The sequence below is a fragment of the Bacteroides sp. BFG-606 genome, from assembly GCF_024788145.1.
Taxonomy (GTDB): Bacteria; Bacteroidota; Bacteroidia; order Bacteroidales; family Bacteroidaceae; genus Bacteroides; species Bacteroides vicugnae.
The window spans coordinates 48186-66609 of the sequence record NZ_JANUIL010000001.1 but is presented as its reverse complement, the minus strand read 5'-3'; the positions used below and the strand labels follow the sequence as shown (position 1 = coordinate 66609).

The 18424-nt window shown below is 40.8% G+C and carries 16 protein-coding genes and 1 pseudogene; 5 read left to right on the top strand and 12 right to left on the bottom strand.

From position 1 onward, the window contains the following. Positions 1-9: 9 nt before the first annotated feature. Complete coding sequence (locus NXV01_RS00290; protein ID WP_007757858.1) at positions 10-822, bottom strand: metal ABC transporter permease; 813 nt, start codon at positions 820-822, stop codon at positions 10-12. 102 nt (positions 823-924) lie between these two features. Then, positions 925-1350, bottom strand: coding sequence for a phospholipase (locus NXV01_RS00285; RefSeq protein ID WP_259021502.1), 426 nt, complete (start codon positions 1348-1350; stop codon positions 925-927). A gap of 118 nt (positions 1351-1468) precedes the next feature. On the opposite strand from NXV01_RS00285, the gene NXV01_RS00280 reads away from it, so the two are divergent. Both NXV01_RS00280 and NXV01_RS00275 read left to right on the top strand, forming a co-directional pair. Further along, the gene (locus NXV01_RS00280; protein ID WP_259021501.1) at positions 1469-2566 is read left to right on the top strand and encodes a leucine-rich repeat domain-containing protein; all 1098 of its coding nucleotides are present in this window, start codon (positions 1469-1471) and stop codon (positions 2564-2566) included. Positions 2567-2615: 49 nt separating this feature from the next. After that, positions 2616-3614: a M28 family metallopeptidase gene (locus NXV01_RS00275; RefSeq protein WP_195649154.1), complete on the top strand. Its 999-nt coding sequence runs from the start codon at positions 2616-2618 to the stop codon at positions 3612-3614. Positions 3615-3673: 59 nt separating this feature from the next. Here NXV01_RS00275 and NXV01_RS00270 read toward each other — a convergent pair whose 3' ends face one another. The 4 genes from NXV01_RS00270 to aroA all read right to left on the bottom strand — a co-directional run bounded on the left by NXV01_RS00270 (position 3674) and on the right by aroA (position 7211). Continuing rightward, a complete protein-coding gene (locus tag NXV01_RS00270; protein ID WP_148365237.1) occupies positions 3674-4423 on the bottom strand; it encodes a GNAT family N-acetyltransferase in 750 nt (249 codons plus the stop codon). Between the two features lie 185 nt (positions 4424-4608). Continuing rightward, positions 4609-5325, bottom strand: a complete 717-nt coding sequence (locus NXV01_RS00265; RefSeq protein ID WP_259021500.1) for an SDR family NAD(P)-dependent oxidoreductase — start codon at positions 5323-5325, stop codon at positions 4609-4611. Positions 5326-5399: 74 nt separating this feature from the next. Next, positions 5400-5969: a Crp/Fnr family transcriptional regulator gene (locus tag NXV01_RS00260; protein ID WP_122136413.1), complete on the bottom strand. Its 570-nt coding sequence runs from the start codon at positions 5967-5969 to the stop codon at positions 5400-5402. Between the two features lie 12 nt (positions 5970-5981). Further along, positions 5982-7211, bottom strand: coding sequence for a 3-phosphoshikimate 1-carboxyvinyltransferase (gene aroA / locus NXV01_RS00255; RefSeq protein ID WP_217721334.1), 1230 nt, complete (start codon positions 7209-7211; stop codon positions 5982-5984). A 186-nt stretch (positions 7212-7397) separates the two neighbouring features. On the opposite strand from aroA, the gene NXV01_RS00250 reads away from it, so the two are divergent. After that, positions 7398-7946, top strand: a complete 549-nt coding sequence (locus tag NXV01_RS00250) for a WG repeat-containing protein (protein ID WP_259021499.1) — start codon at positions 7398-7400, stop codon at positions 7944-7946. Next, a complete protein-coding gene (locus NXV01_RS00245) occupies positions 7943-8995 on the top strand; it encodes a winged helix DNA-binding domain-containing protein (RefSeq protein WP_217721262.1) in 1053 nt (350 codons plus the stop codon). Before NXV01_RS00250 ends, NXV01_RS00245 begins: the two co-directional genes overlap by 4 nt. A gap of 265 nt (positions 8996-9260) precedes the next feature. On the opposite strand, the gene NXV01_RS00240 is transcribed toward NXV01_RS00245, so the two are convergent. After that, complete coding sequence (locus NXV01_RS00240; protein WP_195649189.1) at positions 9261-9902, bottom strand: DUF1349 domain-containing protein; 642 nt, start codon at positions 9900-9902, stop codon at positions 9261-9263. A 111-nt stretch (positions 9903-10013) separates the two neighbouring features. On the opposite strand from NXV01_RS00240, the gene NXV01_RS00235 reads away from it, so the two are divergent. Next, positions 10014-10787 (top strand): response regulator transcription factor, encoded by a 774-nt coding sequence (locus NXV01_RS00235; RefSeq protein WP_195649149.1) that lies wholly within the window; start codon positions 10014-10016, stop codon positions 10785-10787. Positions 10788-10837: 50 nt separating this feature from the next. Here NXV01_RS00235 and NXV01_RS00230 read toward each other — a convergent pair. From NXV01_RS00230 to NXV01_RS00210, 5 genes and pseudogenes are all read right to left on the bottom strand, one after another. Further along, positions 10838-11064 (bottom strand): annotated as a pseudogene (locus tag NXV01_RS00230) (HAD family hydrolase); the annotation flags it as partial. Positions 11065-11145: 81 nt separating this feature from the next. Further along, complete coding sequence (locus NXV01_RS00225) at positions 11146-13329, bottom strand: glycoside hydrolase family 3 N-terminal domain-containing protein (RefSeq protein ID WP_195649148.1); 2184 nt, start codon at positions 13327-13329, stop codon at positions 11146-11148. 8 nt (positions 13330-13337) lie between these two features. Further along, positions 13338-15293, bottom strand: a complete 1956-nt coding sequence (locus NXV01_RS00220; protein WP_217721261.1) for a sialate O-acetylesterase — start codon at positions 15291-15293, stop codon at positions 13338-13340. 19 nt (positions 15294-15312) lie between these two features. Next, complete coding sequence (locus tag NXV01_RS00215) at positions 15313-17319, bottom strand: FAD-dependent oxidoreductase (RefSeq protein WP_195649146.1); 2007 nt, start codon at positions 17317-17319, stop codon at positions 15313-15315. A gap of 27 nt (positions 17320-17346) precedes the next feature. Continuing rightward, positions 17347-18384: a BACON domain-containing protein gene (locus NXV01_RS00210; RefSeq protein ID WP_195649145.1), complete on the bottom strand. Its 1038-nt coding sequence runs from the start codon at positions 18382-18384 to the stop codon at positions 17347-17349. Between the last annotated feature and the right edge of the window lie 40 nt (positions 18385-18424).

Genomic DNA, 18424 nt, shown 5'->3' with positions numbered 1-18424 from the left:
CTATATCTATTATGATGACTTTTTCCTGCAACAACTCTTTCCGATTTTGCAGACAGCATAAATCAGGATAGAGAAGAATATGATGGAAGCTCCCGAGGGGACTTTCCAATGATAAGAAATAAACAATCCGCCCAAGCATCCCAAGAAACCGATACCGATGGACAACCAGATGATTTTCTTGAAACTATAAGTGAAGAGGTTGGCCGTCATTTGTGGAATGGTGAGAAGAGATATGGCTAACACAATACCTACCATCCGCAGGCAGGCTACAATAGTCAATGCGATGAACATCATCAACACGTATTCGAATATCTCTACCGGAATCTTCTGCGAACGTGCAAATTCACGGTCAAAGGCAATATATACAATAGGACGGATAAACAGATAAAAGAATCCGGTCAGTATGAGTGCCAATATGCCGAGCATCCATAAGTCAATTTGATTGATGGTCAGGATATTCCCGAAAAGATAAGCTGATAAGTCTGGTGCAAATCCGGGTGACAAAAAGCTGAACATGATTCCGAGTGCCATTCCCAACGTCCAGAATACTGCAATGGCAGAGTCCTCGCGCATATCTTTCCGTCTGCTGAGCCACTCCACACCGAAGGCTGATAAAACCGAGAATACAGCCGCCGAGAGTATCGGGGAAATGCCGGCAAACAATCCTAACCCGATTCCTCCGAAAGAAGCATGAGTGATTCCTCCACTGATAAATACCAGGCGGCGGGTAACGATGTAGGTACCGATAATCCCACAGGCAATGCTTGCCAGCAGACTACCCAACAAGGCGTGTTGAAAGAATGTATATTGTAGTAAATCCAAGTAAATTAAAAATTAAAGATTAAAAATTAAAGACCGTGATTAGATGATAACAACAGGCCATCATCTCTCACCTATCATTTATCACCTATTACCTATTACCTCTCAACTTTCTCCGTTTCTTCTTTCTCCGATAATTAGAAAGACCTCGTCTTTGAGATCATCCGGCAGTTCGATGCCACGGAGTTGAAGACTACGCACCCATCCGGCCACTTCTACATCCAATGTTGTATACAGTACATCCCGAAACATATCTGTCTCTTCTTCCGTATATGCATTTCCAGGTCTGCCAATGAACTGGTCCAGCTCTTCATCATCGTAATATTCTATCTTTTTACTGACAGCAGCCAACAAACTATCCCGTTCGCATACTTCATGTTGGCCGCAGCATTCCACATCTACTTCCTTCACTTCCGGCATACGGTCCAGTTCGCCTTTCTCTATTTTCTTTTGTAGTCTTTTGTTGCGGATGATTCCGGCTATCAGCGCGATAATCCCCAGCAGTACCAGACTTATAATAAGTATCCACATGACAATATAACAGTTACAAATCAAATTTGTGCAAAGTTACTTATAAATTTGCATTCTATCATGTTAGGCTATCTATTTCTTTTCTTACTTTTGTATCTTACTAACCTAAAGTTCATACATGATGAAACAAAAGAAACTGTTATTTAGCTTGATAGGAGTATGCTTGTTATTAGGATTCTCTTCTTGTTCCAGTGAAGACAAAAGTGTGTTTGGGGACGACTTCGAGATTCCTGAATTGACAGATGCAAATACTATTCAATTCACGGTAGATGCTAGCGGTGAATGGAAGGTGATAGAAATGAATGCAGGTAGTGGACGAATTGCTATCGAATGGGGTGATGGACGATTACAAAAAATCGAACATCCCGATAATGCTTCGATTCAATATAGATATAAGCCTTCAAGGAGTTTCACGGTAAGGGTTTGGGCAGAGGAATTGACAGCTTTCAGTGTTAGTGGTGTGTTGATGCCGGTAAGTAATATGCATTTGGGGGATTTTCCCAGGATGAAGAGGATTGAATTAAATAGTATAAAAGAAAGCAGTTTCTTAGATTTGAATACTTCCTGCCCTAATTTGGAATATATGAATATTGGAAATTGGGAGGGTTTGGAAGAATTACATTTTGATGAGTGTCTGAATCTGAAAACGGTACAGGTATACACTAATCCGAAATTGACTTCCATAAAATTGGGGCATTGTGAATTTTTGACCTCGTTGTATTGTATAGATAATGGAATAACTTCACTTTCATTGAAAAAGTTACCAGCATTACATACGGTAGAGTTAACCGGTACACCGCAGTTGTCGGCTTTGGAAATAGATGATGATAATATGATTAGTGTATTGCATATTGAAGGATGTGTATTTCAGAAACTGGACTTTTTGAACAAGTTAATGTCATTGACTGAATTATATTGTAGCTCTAACAAATTGACAGACCTTGATACATCTGGTAATAAAAAACTGTGGTATTTGGATTGTTATAATAATCAATTAAAGAGTTTGTCTATCCCAATGAATAATAATTTGAGAAAACTTGATTGCCGATATAACAAATTGGATAAAGATCAACTTAATAATATCTTTAATACTTTGCCGGATGTTACAGGGTATCCCGCTTATTATGATAAATGTGTGATTATGTACAAGAATAATCCGGGAGCGGCAGATTGTGATGAGACTATATTACAGAATAAACATTGGCGGGTGAATTGAAACTTACCTTATCAATAAATGAAAAACGACTTAAGATATTTGAAGTATAATGAAGAGAAATTATTTACTATTAGCATTCCTGTTTGTTGGAAACATTACTTTTGCCCAATCTTCTATTGAGAGAGGGTTAAATACGATCAATCGTTCCTCCGCCGAGGCTACTATCAACTTTTTGGCAGGCGATGAGTTGCAAGGTCGTGAGGCGGGTTTTCACGGTTCACGTGTGACTTCGGAGTATATTGCCTCTTTATTGCAATGGATGGGAATCCCACCTTTGACTGACAGTTATTTCCAGCCTTTTGATGCTTATCGCAAAGAACGCCAGAAAAAAGGGCGCCTGGAAGTACATCCTGATTCCATAGCTAAACTGAAACAGGAAGTCCATCAGAAGCTCTCTATGAGGAATGTATTGGGAATGATTCCTGGTAAAAACACGAAAGAATATGTGATTGTAGGGGCTCATTTCGATCATTTAGGCATCGATCCTGCACTCGACGGCGATCAAATATACAATGGTGCTGATGATAATGCTTCCGGTGTATCGGCAGTGTTGCAGATAGCGAGAGCCTTTCTTGCCAGTGGACAGCAACCCGAAAGGAATGTAATCTTTGCCTTTTGGGATGGAGAAGAAAAAGGATTGCTAGGCTCTAAATATTTTGTACAAACTTGTCCTTTCTTGTCTCAAATAAAAGGGTATCTGAACTTTGACATGATTGGACGTAATAACAAACCTCAACAGCCTAAACATGTTGTCTATTTCTATACAGCCGCTCATCCGGCTTTTGGTGATTGGCTGAAAGAGGATATCAAAAAACACGGCTTACAGTTGGAACCGGATTATCGTGCCTGGGATCATCCGATAGGAGGAAGTGATAACGGTTCGTTTGCCAAAGTCAATATTCCGATCATCTGGTATCATACCGACGGGCATCCTGACTATCACCAGCCTTCCGATCATGCAGATCGATTGAATTGGGATAAAATAGTGGAAATTACCAAAGCATCTTTTCTCAATATGTGGAAGATGGCGAATGAGAAGTCATTTTAAGGAAACAGATAAAATACAATCCTGATAATGAACGGGAAAATGTGTCAGGATTGTACTTCTTATTTTTTGAGTATTCTTTTCAAGTAGTCGATATTTGGCAGATTCACAGTTTCAAAAACTCCTTTATAAAACAGGGCGAAGTTGTTGAAAACACAAGGCAATTGCTTTGCTTTTTCTAATGTGTCCACTTGAATGAAAGAAACAGGAACATTATTTGTTTCGCAATACTGTTTAATCATCTCAATGTATTGATAGATATAAGGGCATTGCATATCATAATAAACAGTCAGTTCTTCGCTTTCTATTTTTAGCCTTTTAGCATTTGGAGTGAATTTCGGGGTTGTCCCATCAAAAGAAAGGGCAAGCAATTCATATCCATTATCGGTAGTGTCAACCACCTCAAAGCCGAACTTCTTTGCAAATGATTGGTCTGAAAGCCAATTCTTCTGTTTTCTTGCTCCAAGCATACAAATGCCGGATTTACCTTTTTCTTTAGCATCAGTTATACAGTACTCCATCAACGAACTTCCATATCCATTTCCTCTGGGATTACCTAAAACCCATAAGCAATAGAGGTAATAGTAGTTGCCTCCTATTATCGGTACCCAGGCCTTTTCAAGAGGAGCATATTCAATAAAGACCGTAGCTTTTGCATTTAACTTTCTAAAAACATGACCTTCCTTCAGTCGGTCGGAAAGCCATTGCCGTTTTGCTTCAATGCCCGGATGAGATTTTTTACTACGGATAATGCAGCATAAATGCTCATTGGAAAGATTTTCTGCTGTTAAGTTTATGAAATCAGTATTCATATATGTTCTCGTTTTTATTTGGATAGTATCAATCAGCCAGTGGGGTAATTGTAACCCTTTATTGGCCTGTTGACAGACTCTCTTTGCAAATATAGCGAATTTGTGTAGATAATCTTTGTTTCCCGATGGTAGAATTCACGGAAGCTTTCTTTCTTAAATAGGAGAGACGGCGAATAAGAAGAACTTTACATCCGGCAATAAATAGCAGATGGCAAAAGACGAAATAGAATAGTCACATATTTCCATCTTTTAGAGATGAAAGCTACTTTTTTCTTTTTAGAAATAGCCTTTTTTATTTGTCTCACAGCCTTGTCAACAGGAGTAACCCAGAACAATCCTTCTCCTTTTGCCATGGCAGTGTCTACAAATCCGGGACGAATATCGGTCGTATAAATAGGATGGTGAGATTTGGTCGCTTTCTGCCGTAGCCCTTCCATATAATTGATTTGGTAGGCTTTCGATGCATTGTAGGCAGGGGCAATACCACTGCCCCGAGTACCTCCAACGGAGGAGATAGTAACCAGATGCCCGCTTTTTTGCCGTTCGAAATATCGGAATCCCCAGTCTACAATGTTGGTGAATCCTATCACGTTAGTTAGTAAGGTGGGTTCTTCCAGTTGGTAGGATAGTTCAGGGTTTAGTTCTCCGGTACCGGCACAGATAATCAGTATATCCATTCCACCCATTTTTTGAATGAGTGTCTCAAGGGATGAAATAGTGGATTGCGTGTCGGTGATGTCACACACTTGATAGAATAGTTTGTCTTCGTCACGGGCGCATACCTCTTTCAATAGATTTTCTCTACGGCCGGTAATGCCGATAAGGAAATCTTCTTGAGAATAAATTTCTGCTAATCCACGGCCGATGCCCGAGGTTGCACCTATAATTATAATTTTCTTCATGAAATACCGTATACTTTATTTGTCCGCAAAAGTAGGGGTAGGGAATAAATAAACTCTTGACTGAAATCAAGAATTTACTTTTGTACGACTTTTCTTCGGATACGGCTTAATGTTTCGGGACGAATCAGAAGGTAAGAAGCCAGTTCTTTTAAAGTAATCAGTTTCAGTAAGTCGGGACAACGGTTGATAATTTCGAGATAGCGTTCCTCCGGTGTCAGGCTGTACATTGAAATCATCCGGTCGTAGACCTCCCACAGCAAAGTTTCTGCAATGCGACGTCCCAACTTTTGGTGAGCGTCGTTGGTATCGTAGAATTCTGTCATTTGCTGGTAATTGATTACGTATACCGAGCAGTCACATAAAGCCTGTATATCTACATTGGATTTGTCCTGTAATTGAAAAGCCGGATAGTTGCCAACAAAAGAATGATCGAAAGTATATCCTACGATGCTGTTTTCGCCTGCACTGTTAGTACAACAGTACCGGAAAGAACCGGAACTGACGAACCCCATTGTTTTACATACTTCTCCTTGACGGGAAAAGTATTCTCCTTTCTTATAATAGGTCTGCTTCCCCTGTTGCAATACGAAATCTACAATAGGGGAGTAGTTGATATGGGAAGTATATTTATTGAAATCTTCCACAATGTCCGGAGATTATCCTTCGTTTATCACCTGAAATCCGGCCTGCTTCAAATCCTCCCAATATCCGGGATATGATTTGGTAACGACCTGCGGATCAGCAATAAGCAAATTAGAATGACAGATAACTGCCGGAGCAAATGCCATAGCCATCCGATGATCTTCGTAGGTGTCAATCACCGGAATTTCCTCCGGTTCACATCGTTCGCCATTCCACATTAATATGCTGTCATTTTCTTCCTCAATAACATATCCTAGCTTTTTAAGCTCTGTGCGCAATGCGGCAATACGATCAGTCTCTTTTATTTTCAGACTTTGTAATCCTGTGAAACGGAAAGGAATATTCAGCAAGGCACAAGTAACGACAAACGTCTGTGCCAAGTCCGGAATATCGACAAAATCCTCTTCCAGCCTTTCCGGCGCTTTACCTGTTTTTTTCAGTTTCACACCCTGCGATGTAAATTCGGTAGTTATGCCTAAGCGTGAGAAAACTTCTGCTCCCCGACTATCACCCTGATAGCTGTTACGGAACAATCCTAACAGCTCTATTTCTGCTTTGGGAGACAAGGCAGCAATCTGATACCAATAGGAAGCCGCGCTCCAGTCACTTTCCACTTTGAAAGGAATGCTCTGATAGAGTTGTGGAGCAACGGAAATACAGTTTGGAGAAGTCCATGCGGCTTTGGCTCCAAAGTCCTGCATCAGTTGCAATGTAAGATTAATATATGGACGGGAAATAATCTCCCCGCTCAAATGTAACGTCAAACCGTCTTTGAGTACCGGACCTATCATCAGTAAAGCAGATATATATTGGGAACTGACATTTCCTTTCAGTGTTATTTCATTTCCTTTCAGCTCTGCCCCTTTGATACATAGAGGAGGATACCCTTCATTGTGGGTATACTCTATTTCAGCTCCTAACTCCCGAAGAGCATTGACTAATATCTGTATCGGACGTTGCTGCATACGTGCTGTTCCTGTGATGGTCCGTTCTCCCGGAGTCACACTTAAATAGGCGGTAAGAAAACGCATAGCAGTGCCCGCAGCCATGATATCAATCATCTCTTTCCCTTCGGTGAGAGCCTTTATCATCACCTGTGTATCGTCACAATCAGACAGGTTTTCAGGAGCATACGTTCCTTTACCCAATGCATTGATGATTAATGCACGATTACTGATACTTTTAGAAGCCGGCAACTGGATAGCTGCTGTTACCGTTGAGGGAGGGATGAGTTTATAGAGCATCATATTTAAATATATTCTTTGTTATGAAGTACAAAAGTAGAGATTTATTCGGAGACTTCCAACTGGTTTTGGCTCTTGGTAAGGGAGTTGAGGTAGTATCTATCTCTTCCGGCTTATTCTTTTTATTATTAACAATGGTTTGTTTGGAAAGAAATTTTATATTTGCAGTATACTAATAATAAGCTCATGAAAATAAAATCCTTGTATGCCTTATTGTTTTGTATTTTTACGACTGGATGTTTGGACGGTCAGAAACAGTCGGATCATGCAATCCTTATCGCTTATACGTCAACAGAATTTCTGGAATTAGGCTCTTCTGTCTGTTATTTGAATGAACGAGGTGATACGGTGATTCCTTTTGGTAAATATCATTATGGAGGGAGTGATACCATACGGCATATCGGTTTTGTAGTGGAACCTCATACCCCCGGATGGACAACGATCAACAATAAAGGAGAAAAACTTTTTTATACCTTTAGCTTTGATAATGGGCCGGACTATGTAGAGGAAGGGCTTTTTCGTATCATAAACGATGAAATGTTGATGGGGTTTGCCGATACATTAGGGAATGTCGTCATCCAACCGCAGTTTGCTTTCGTTTTTCCTTTTAAAGACGGGAAGGCCGAAGTGACCTATACCGGGGCAAAGAAGGCAATGGATGATTATGGGGAGCATTGGACATGGCAAAGCGATCATTGGTTTTATATTGATAAAAAAGGTAATAAATTGAAATGAAAATATCGAATATACGTTTACTCAACCAACAGTTGTTAAGTCCTCTTTTCTCTCAACCGAAGGAACTTGTGTCATGGATGGGAGCCATACAGGCACAGAATTATTCCATGGTAAAGTGGGCAGTAGGAATGCGTTTGAAGTCGGCAACGATTCAGACTGTGGAGAAAGCGCTACGCGAGGGTGAGATTTTGCGGACTCATGTTATGCGTCCGACATGGCATCTGGTAGCGGCAGAGGATATCCGATGGATGTTGAAACTTTCTGCCGAGCGTGTGATAGCTGCCAATGAATCTTATGCGAAAGGACATGATTTGGATATTTCAGAAGAACTTTATGCGAGAAGTTATCGGTTACTGGAAAAGATTCTTAGTGGAAAAAAGAGTCTGACAAGGCAGGAAATTGCTGAACATTTTAGCCGTTCGGGAATTGTGGCGGATAATCATCATATGACTCGTTTTATGACACGAGCGGAACAGGTAGGTATTGTCTGTAGTGGAGAAGATAAAGGAAGTAAATGCACGTATGCGCTTTTGGAAGAACGTGTCCCGCCAATGCCCGAATTGACAAAAGATGAATCTTTAGCTCGTTTGGCCAGAAGCTATTTTCGGAGTCATGCTCCCGCCGTTTTGCAAGATTTTGTCTGGTGGTCGGGACTGCCTGTTACCGAAGCACGACAAGCTGTCTATCTGATTGATTCAGAATTGACTACGGAAGAATGGAATGGACAGACATGGTATATTCATGAAGATTGCCGGACTCGTGGAAAAGTCTCCGGAAGTTTACATCTTCTTCCTTCTTATGATGAATATTTGCTTGGGTATAAAGACCGGACAGACGTTTTGCCTAAAGAGCATTATGCAAAAGCATTTACGAATAATGGTCTGTTTTATCCGATTGTTCTTCATGAGGGGCAGGTGATAGGAAACTGGGATAAGTCTGTTAAAAAAGGAGGCTCGTTCATAGAACATTCATGGTTCCGGCTGGATGATTGTGTCGATGAAGTTGCTTTGAACCGTGAAAAGGACAGGTATATACGATTTTGGAAATAATATGAAAAACGTATATTCTATCTTTCTGCAATTCACCTCTATTAATTATAGTATTTGTTTTTAATCCCCTTCACCCGTGAATGCCCTATTTATCAGGTGTTCAGAAGAAAGGTGAAGGAGATAGATAAAATGCTATATCTGTAGAAAGAACGGATATACCTCTTATTAACTCTCAAAAGCATAGCTTTAGACTGGTTAAAGCTATGCTTTTCATTCCCTAAAGCTATGCTTTAGTCAGGTAAAACAACCTGTATATGTGAAGTACCTATTTATTCATTTGTTTTTTGGCCCATTCCAGTCTTCGTTGATCGGCTAATGGAGTCACTTTAAATTCTTCGAATGTAGCGGTGAAGCCTTTCCCGTCCGGACAAGCTCCCATCAACCCAACCATGACAGGACAATTATCTTGCAACCAACAAGTGCGCATCATAATATATTCTTTATCGTCACGTGAGAAAAATATTTCTACTGCATCCAAACGGCGGACTGCTTTTATCCATATAGAACGGGGAGCATCCGGCAACTGCACTACGCTCCAATCGCTAGTCCGATGCGTTACAACAGCACTCACATTCTGTTTGCCATCTACATATTCCACACCTGCTTTGATCCAGTTTTCATGGTCGATGCGCAGCATTAATCCCATTTGGTCGAAAGTTGTTACGTAATTGCCGGTTATCTTTACTTTGGCTTCGAATTCTCCACCGTAAGTGGCATAATAGAAAGGACCGTCGTCTACGGTAAATCCATAATGAGAAATCCGCCAGAAGTCAGTTTTTGCCGGAACGTCCATCACTAAAGTTTTACCATCTTTTATTTCCCATTGTTGAGGCTCATTCAGCCAGTTCATTTTATTCAAACTTTGTCCCATAGAAGAAGTTGCTACTGCCATAAAGGCTATTGACATGATTTTGATTTTTAAATATTTCATGATTATTTCTTATTTGATTATCTTTGTGGTGCAAAGATAGCACAAGCCGCCGTGTGTAACAATACTGAATAATAACCATTTTATAGAATGGACGTATTACAAAAGGAAATAGATGAAGTTTATGCAACGCAACCGATCACTGATGAAACATTGGATAATAGGGTTGTAGAGCAGCATCGGCGATTTATTCATTCATTGACAGAGATAAATGGCGGGTGTGCTGTAATTTCGGATCTTTCGAACAGGAAGAGTTATATTGCCGTTCATCCGTGGGCACATTTCTTGGGGTTGACTCCCGAAGAAGCTGCGTTAAGTGTAATTGATTCTATGGATGAAGATTGTATTTACCGGCGTATTCATCCTGAAGATTTGGTAGAAAAGCGGTTATTGGAGTATAAGTTTTTTCAGAAAACCTTTGCAATGCCTTTCGATGAACGGCTGAAATACCGAGGAAGATGCAGAATACGTATGATGAATGAGAAAGGAGTGTATCAGTATATTGATAACTTAGTGCAGATTATGGAAAATACTCCTTCGGGAAGTGCATGGCTGATCTTTTGTCTTTATTCCCTGTCGGCAGATCAACGGACAGAGCAAGGTATATACCCTACCATTACTCACATGGAACGTGGAGAAGTGGAAATACTTTTCTTATCGGAGGAACATCGCAATATATTGTCCGAACGTGAAAAGGAAATACTTCGCTGTATACGTAAAGGACTATCAAGTAAAGAGATTGCAACAACCCTTTATATCAGTGTGAATACAGTCAACCGGCACCGGCAGAATATTTTGGAAAAACTTTCTGTCGGGAATTCGATAGAGGCGTGTCGGGCTGCTGAATTGATGAAACTGTTGTAATTGTAATCCAATTTTTTCACCTGTTTTAAATGATCATGTGTGAATGCATCTACTACTACTTCAGTTTCCACCATAGAAATGGTGAAAGCTTTGGCGCCATATCCGAGATATTTCAGATTGCTCATTTCTGTTTGAAATAAAGCGGCTGAAATATCTCCGGAAGTGCCATAAGGTTTTAGTAGATTGGTATATTGTTTTTCTATTTCCTGAAAAAAGATTCGTTGCTCCATAAGGTATCGTCTGCATCGAAAGCTATAACTATAATAAGTCCTTTCATCGGTTTCGTCGTCAATTTATGATTTTTGTAGATATCCGGGTATCTCATAGAGCAAAGATAGAAGAAAAATCAATATATCATTTAAAAGTTGACTTTGATATTTTTTCGGAAAATAATATCTTCTGCATTTCTCCCGATCATAATTGTATAATCTCCATCAGCTTTTTCCCAACCGGACTGACCGTAATACGCTAGTCGATCAAAAGGAATTTTGAGTTGGATTGTTCGTTTCTCCCCTTTTTTTAAAAACACGTTTTCAACAGCTTTGAGCTCTTTTACCGGACGGGTTGATTCTCCCCACCATTTTCGGGTATATATCTGGATTAGTTCGTGTCCGTCCATTAAGCCGCTATTATAAATAGGTATGTTGACAGAAATAAATTTTTCCTCAATGCTGATGTCAGGCTGCCCATATTCAAAAGTTGTATAGGAAAGGCCGTAGCCGAATGGATATTGTGGCTTGTTGTCAATATCAATGTAACGACTTGAGTAGTTGCCTTCCTTGTCTACTGCCGGACGACCTGTGTTTTTATAATTATAGTATACAGGGATCTGACCTATATGCTTGGGAAAAGACATAGGTACTCTTGCCGACGGATTATATTTTCCTGTTATGACATCCACCATGGCATTACCGGCTTCTGTTCCGAGAAACCATGTATAAAGAATGGCGGGTGCTTTTTCTGCTATTTGGTTAAAGATTAGTGGTCTTCCACCCATTAGTAAGGTTATGCATTTTTTATTGACCTTATAAATTTCACAGGCAAGTTCTTCTTGTACTCCGGGAATATGTATGTCACCTCTTGAACGGGCTTCCCCACTCATTCCCCAGTTTTCTCCCAAAGCCAATATAACCAAGTCGGACTCTTTGGCTGACTTGATGGCAGCCGGAAAACCTGACCTATCATTACCGGAGATAGAACAACCTTCTATAAAAGTGATTTCAGTTTGTGGAAATTTGTTTTTGAGTGCTTCAAGTAAGGTGACGGCAACATCTGTTTCGGCAGCTACTGTCCAGTTGCCGTCCATAGCCCGTTGGAAATTGGCCAATGGTCCGATGACGGCTACTTTTTGAGGTATCTTCACTGGAAGCAGACTGTTGTTTTTGAGTAAGATAATGGACTTGCAAGCCATTTCGTATGCTGTTTTCCGGTGTGAATCCGTTAATATTTCATCAGCTTCTTTCTGGCTGTTGCAATATCGATACGGATCATCGAAAAGACCTAATTGATATTTTTGTACCAAGACTTTGCGAACTGCTTCATTTAAGGTAGCTTCTGAAACTTTCCCGGTTTCTACTAATTTCTTCAGTTGGTCGGAATAGACATTACTTTCCATATCAATGGTAACTCCTGCCTGAATGGCTTGCATAGCTGCCATTTCCCTGTCTTTGCTATAACCGTGTACTACCATCTCCCAGATGGAAGCCCAGTCGGAGACTACGAGCCCCTTATATCCCCATTGTTTATAAAGCAGATCATACAAGTATGCATTGCCGGAGGAAGGTACACCGTTAATCTCATTAAAAGAGCACATAAAACTGGCCACCCCATTCTCTGCTGCAACTTTGAACGGAGGAAGGTAAACATTATGTAATGTTTGCATAGAAATATCCACAGTGTTATAATCTCTGCCTCCGATAGCTGCTCCATAAGCTGCGAAATGTTTGGCGCAAGCCATTAGCTGGAGTCCGTCGTCGAAAGGTTGCTGGTAACCGTTAATCATTGCTTTCCCCATTTCGCAGGCCCAGTATGTATCTTCTCCCGGTCCCTCCATCACTCTTCCCCAACGAGGATCGCGAGCAACATCAAGCATTGGTGAGAAAGTCCAATGAATACCGGAAACCACCGATTCACGTGCTGACACCCGGCATGATTGCCATATGGCTTCTGTGTCGAAACTGGAAGCCATGGCCAGGGGAATAGGAAATACAGTCCGGTAACCATGAATGACATCCAGTCCGAAAAGAAGTGGAATATGCAGTCGTGATTGCATGGCGAGTTCTTGCATGGAACGAGTTGCATATTCACCGCATACATTCAACATAGATCCTATTTTCCCTTCTTTAATCAGTTTCCGCTTATCTCCGGAATCAGTGATAGGACCGGTTGCCATTTGGAATCCCGTTATCTGATTAAGTTGCCCTATTTTTTCATCCAATGACATTAACCGGATGATAGAATCTGCCTTGGTCTCATAACTTTGCTGGGCAAAGATTGAGGATGAAGTGATTATTCCTAAAAGGAGTATGATGATATGTTTCATGTTGTTTCTTATTTTTCAGTAACGCCTTTCCAGCTATCTGTACGAAATGGAATAGCGGGAAGACCTTGTGCATTAAATAGATTGGCGGCGGGGTTGTTGCTCCAAGCATAACGGACAGCAACCGGTTCTGCTATATTCTCGTTGTATACAATGATTTTTCCATTTGCATCAATAAATGCTTTTGCCCATACAAATTTCCGGTCTTCTCCGGCAATGCTGAATCCTTCCAGATAGCCATACTTGTTATGAATAGTCAATTGAGAACCATATGTATTCATGGTAATAACAGCTGTATTTTCTTTAAAACTGACATTCTGGAAAGTAGGACCGCTGTAAACAAGTGAGTCTCTGCCATAATCTTTGTGCAATGCAATTAAGGATAGGCGTCTGCCCACTTCCTGTTTATTTGTAGGGTGTATACTATAAGCGTCGCCGATGTCATATATAGTGGCCTGTCCTGTGTGTGGCAGTTCCAATGTCATAGCTTGAGATTCCCGAAGTTCTGCCCATGAACTTCCGACAGGGGTCGTGTCTTCCGGATACAGGTTGGCTAATTGTACCCAATAGAAAGGTAATTCATACCCCCATCGGGTTCGCCAATCTTTTATCTGTGTTTGAAATAGTGTCCGGTAATCATATCCTGCTCCTACATTATTCTCTCCCTGATACCAGATGACTCCTTTTATACGGAAAGGAGTGAGCGGATGAATCATTGTATTATATAAGGAGGAATGTACCATGTTGGGAGTTATATCCAATACATGGTAATCTGCATTGGCAACTGACATTTGATATTTCCAGTTTCCTGCCAGAGAGTGACGGGTATTGTCAATTTCCAGATAGATGTCCGCTTCCTGTCCCCACATGCCACCACTTCCTCCGTTATCAGTTACTCTGACAGTGATGTTGTTACTACCTTCTTTCAATATGCCGGGAGGTATGGAATAGATTCGTGGAGTATCCCATCCACTGGCATTACCAACTTTTGTTCCATTCACCCATGTGATATCTGCATCGTCGATGGTTCCAAGAGAAAGAGTGGCGGGTCTGCCTGCTTCCGTACAAGTTAAGTTCAGATCATATTTGAACCATACATGTCCGTCTATTAGTGATAAAGGAGTTGTTCCCCATTCACCGGGCACTTTCATTTCTTCCCATGCCACAGTGTTGAATCCGGGAATAAACCACTGGTTGTTAATTCCCGGATCATTTTCCATGGCATCCAGAAAAGCCTGTTTCTGTCCCTTGTTCTGGCGAATATATTCTTCCAGATTATTGACGACTTCCATGTTATATTGCTTTTGAACGTTGGAGGGGAGTGCAGTAAAAGCTTCATCACTAATCCATGTTTCAATATCTGTTCCTCCCCAAGAAGCGTTGATAATCCCAATAGGAATTTGCACTTCTTTATACAGAGCTCTGGCATAATAATAGGCTATTCCCGAAAAAGCTCCGACAGTGGAAGGAGAACATATCTCCCATTGGGCATTAAAATTGTCCTGTGGGCTGTTTTTGATGCTTTTAGGTACTTTTAATGCTCTGATTTCCGGATAATTGGCATTTTGAACTTCTTGCTTTGAATTGGCGGACTGTTCAACAGTCCATTCCATATTAGACTGTCCGCTGCATAGCCAGATGTCTCCAATCAATATATTTTCTATTTTAATACTGTTTTCTTTTCCCTGGACCGTTAGAGAATAAGGACCTCCATAAGGTATAGGAGATAAAATTATTTCCCAAGTGCCGTCTTTCTTACACCGTGTATTCACTTTCTGATCATGAATACTGACCGTCACAGTTTCATACCTGTTTCCCCATCCCCAAATCTTTATGGGCATATCCCGTTGTAACATCATGTTGTCGGTGAAGTATCCGGGCAGTTTGATTTCTGCCCGGATACTTTGAGAGATGAGTAAACAAAATATGACTAAAAAGAAAGTATCATATTTTTTGAATCTATCCATTTTTATACGTTTTTATCGATTAATTGTCTGTTGCAGGGATAAAGAGTACTGCATCTGCTACAACTATTCCATCTGCTTCTTCGTTCGAGATTCTCACATAGTTATCCATTCCCTTTGTAAGTTTATATTGCCCGATAGAGACCCATTCTCCGGAAGTTTGTCCTTCTACAACAATATCCGAAGATCGGATGATCTTTTTATGTAACTCATTTCCATCGTAAATGTCTATGTGCGTTTGTGTAGTAGCATTTTGTACTTTGGGGAAATAAGCATATATTTCATACAGATTGTCTACCGGTATGACCGGAGTATATTGTATGGTTTTAAGATTCTTTCCTTTGGAATCGTCAGAAAAGAAATCGGGACCATAAGCTTTCCATATTTCAGTTTTCCACTCTCCGGTACGTTGAACATGGGACGTATCATGGTTGTCTATCAGGATTTCCGGTTGGCTTTTGTCCGCCAATGGGTTTTCTCTGAATTCTTTCAGGATAGCTTTGGCATCTACTTTCTGTACGCAATTATCATATTTGTCAATAGCCTGACCGGCGGCAATGGCTGCTGATTGTGCTAATACCATGAATACCGGTTCCATGCGGATTGAGCCATATGCGATGTGTGACGTTGACAAACAAACAGGGACCAGCAGATTTTGCACTTCATTTTGTTTGGGAGTGATGGCTCTATATGAAATAGGGTAGGGGCTAAAGCCTCCGATTTCTACATTCCCTTCATTTTTCACCATGCCATTCACGATATGGCGGTCACAGTTATGTGAGTCCATGGTATAGGCGGCCCAGCCTATACCGTCCGTTACAGTTTCCCTGCCTTGGCAGTGATGTTGTGTCATGACCAGTTCACCGATCATCCGTCGGGCTTCACGTACATACAGTTGGTGTGTCCAGTGTCCATTGTCTGTGTATTCATCTTTCGGGTAACCCCATTCCAACATCTGGTTGCGGATTGATTCGGGAATCCGTTCGTCATGTCCCACGAAGTAGAGCAGGCCTTTGGTATAATCTTCATGGAATTTCCAAATTCGTGCCCGTTCTTCATAGTCAGCATCCGGGTAATTCCAATTTTCACCTATTACATCTGTAGAAAAACCTCCGAAGTTATTAATGTCTGTCTTTCCATTAGGCATATCACTCCAAATAAAAACATCTGTATGTTTATTCCATGGATGTAACTCTTTGAGCCGTAGCAATAATTCATAGCGTGAGGGATTGTAATTGTCCGGTTTGGTGATTGGAATCCGATTTTCCGGACGGTTTGTTAATGTTATCCTGAAGTTGTATGCCTGTACTTTTTTGTCACCGGTTCCATTTGAATTGACCGGAGCGGGATTGATACCATAAATTAACCCACTGGTTGAATCACCTTTTATCTTATAGGGGTCTATACCGTCAGGGAATTGATGACGGTCCATTAACTCGACACCATTATATGTTTCTCCATATTGACTGTTCGCTTCTCGTCCCACTATATAGGAAACACCACTTTTTGCCATCAAGTCTCCTTCGTAAGAACAGTCAATAAATACCTTTGCCCGCACTTTTCGATTGGTAGTATGGTTCGGATGTTTACTATCCTCCAATGTAATGGTGGTGATGGAGTTTCTTTGTTTTTCTACATCGGACAATCGGTTTTCATACCAGACTTCAATTCCCGCGCGTTTTATGTAGTCTTTGAAAATGGTTTCGGCCACGCTTGGCTCAAATATCCATTGTTCTAGTTTTCCATAGTGTGTGCCCAACCGGCGATAGAAATCTAGCGCTAATCCTTGCACTACATACTTGTTTCCAATGTCAGTAAATCCTAATCCTCCCGAACTCATGCCGCCTAAATGGCGGCCAGGTTCGATGAGTAAGACACTTTTTCCTGACTGTTGTGCCGTATAGGCTGCGATTACACCTGCCGATGTACCGCCATAGATACAAATATCTACTTCTTTAACTGATTGTGTACGGCAGGAAATCATTGTTGTCAGGATAACTGACAGTAATAATATTATTCTATTTTTCATTTTTACATTAAGTACTTTATAGGTTATTTATTTGAAATCAAAATTCATTACCTTAAAGGACATGGTAGATGAACTGCCTCCGGCAGCTTTTGCATAGATTCCAATCGTACATTCTCCTCCTGTTACATTAATTTGCATGGAATTCTCTTTCCAACCGCCTCCCGGTAATGTCATTTTCTGTTGCGTTTCGTTTCCGTTTTTATCAATCACAATGAAATAAACCCCGTCAGTGGCAGCTGAATTTCCCGGATAACCGGCTGCCTGACAAGATAATATGTAAACTCCATCGGTCAGGTTTGTAAGTTTTTGGGTGACTCTGCCTTCAAATCCGCTTGTTGCGGAGATATTGTTTTTAAGATAGTAAGCTCCTGTGGGGGAGCCGGCTGCAATGTATGCGTCAGTAGCCAGTCCGAACAGGCCGCTAGTACCGCTTGTTGTCCAATGTTCCATGCTGTTATTGATGAAAAAGCCGTTTTGTAGTATTGCATTGCCACTTTGTTTCACGATGATTGTTACATTTGGAAAATCTCCATTGGGATGTATCGTTATTGAGGTTCTTCGTTGTGTGACATCATTAGGAGACGCTGTAAGTTTGAAACCATTGGCGGTAATATCGCTTATGCTGCACCAAGTGTCAGTTGGAGGATCCACTGTATAATCTATATTTGTGGCAAGAGTCACATATAGTTCGCCACCGGCTTGTGCGAATGTTTTATTCAATTCCTCGTCTGCTATGGAGAAGTTAGGATCGCCTTGTTCTTGTGTAACTTTGATGATGTAGAAAGGAAACCCTACGGTAGCTACTACTACATCGACACTTCTTGTTGTTGTCAATGCATTTGTATTGACAGAGAAGAAAAAACCATCTTCCGTTTTTTCTCCGATGGTGCACCATGGCTCGGAAGACATAGGTACATAATTGTCTGTGGAAGTTACGGGTATGAATATTTCGCCACCACTTTTTCCGACAGTTAAATTTTGTGCGCTATCTACTTGGAAAATTTTTCCGGATAGTTCATTGTCTTTATCGCAACTAAATATGATTAATGCGAATGTGACTATCATTGATATTTTCAAATACTGCTTCATATGTAGATATAAATAT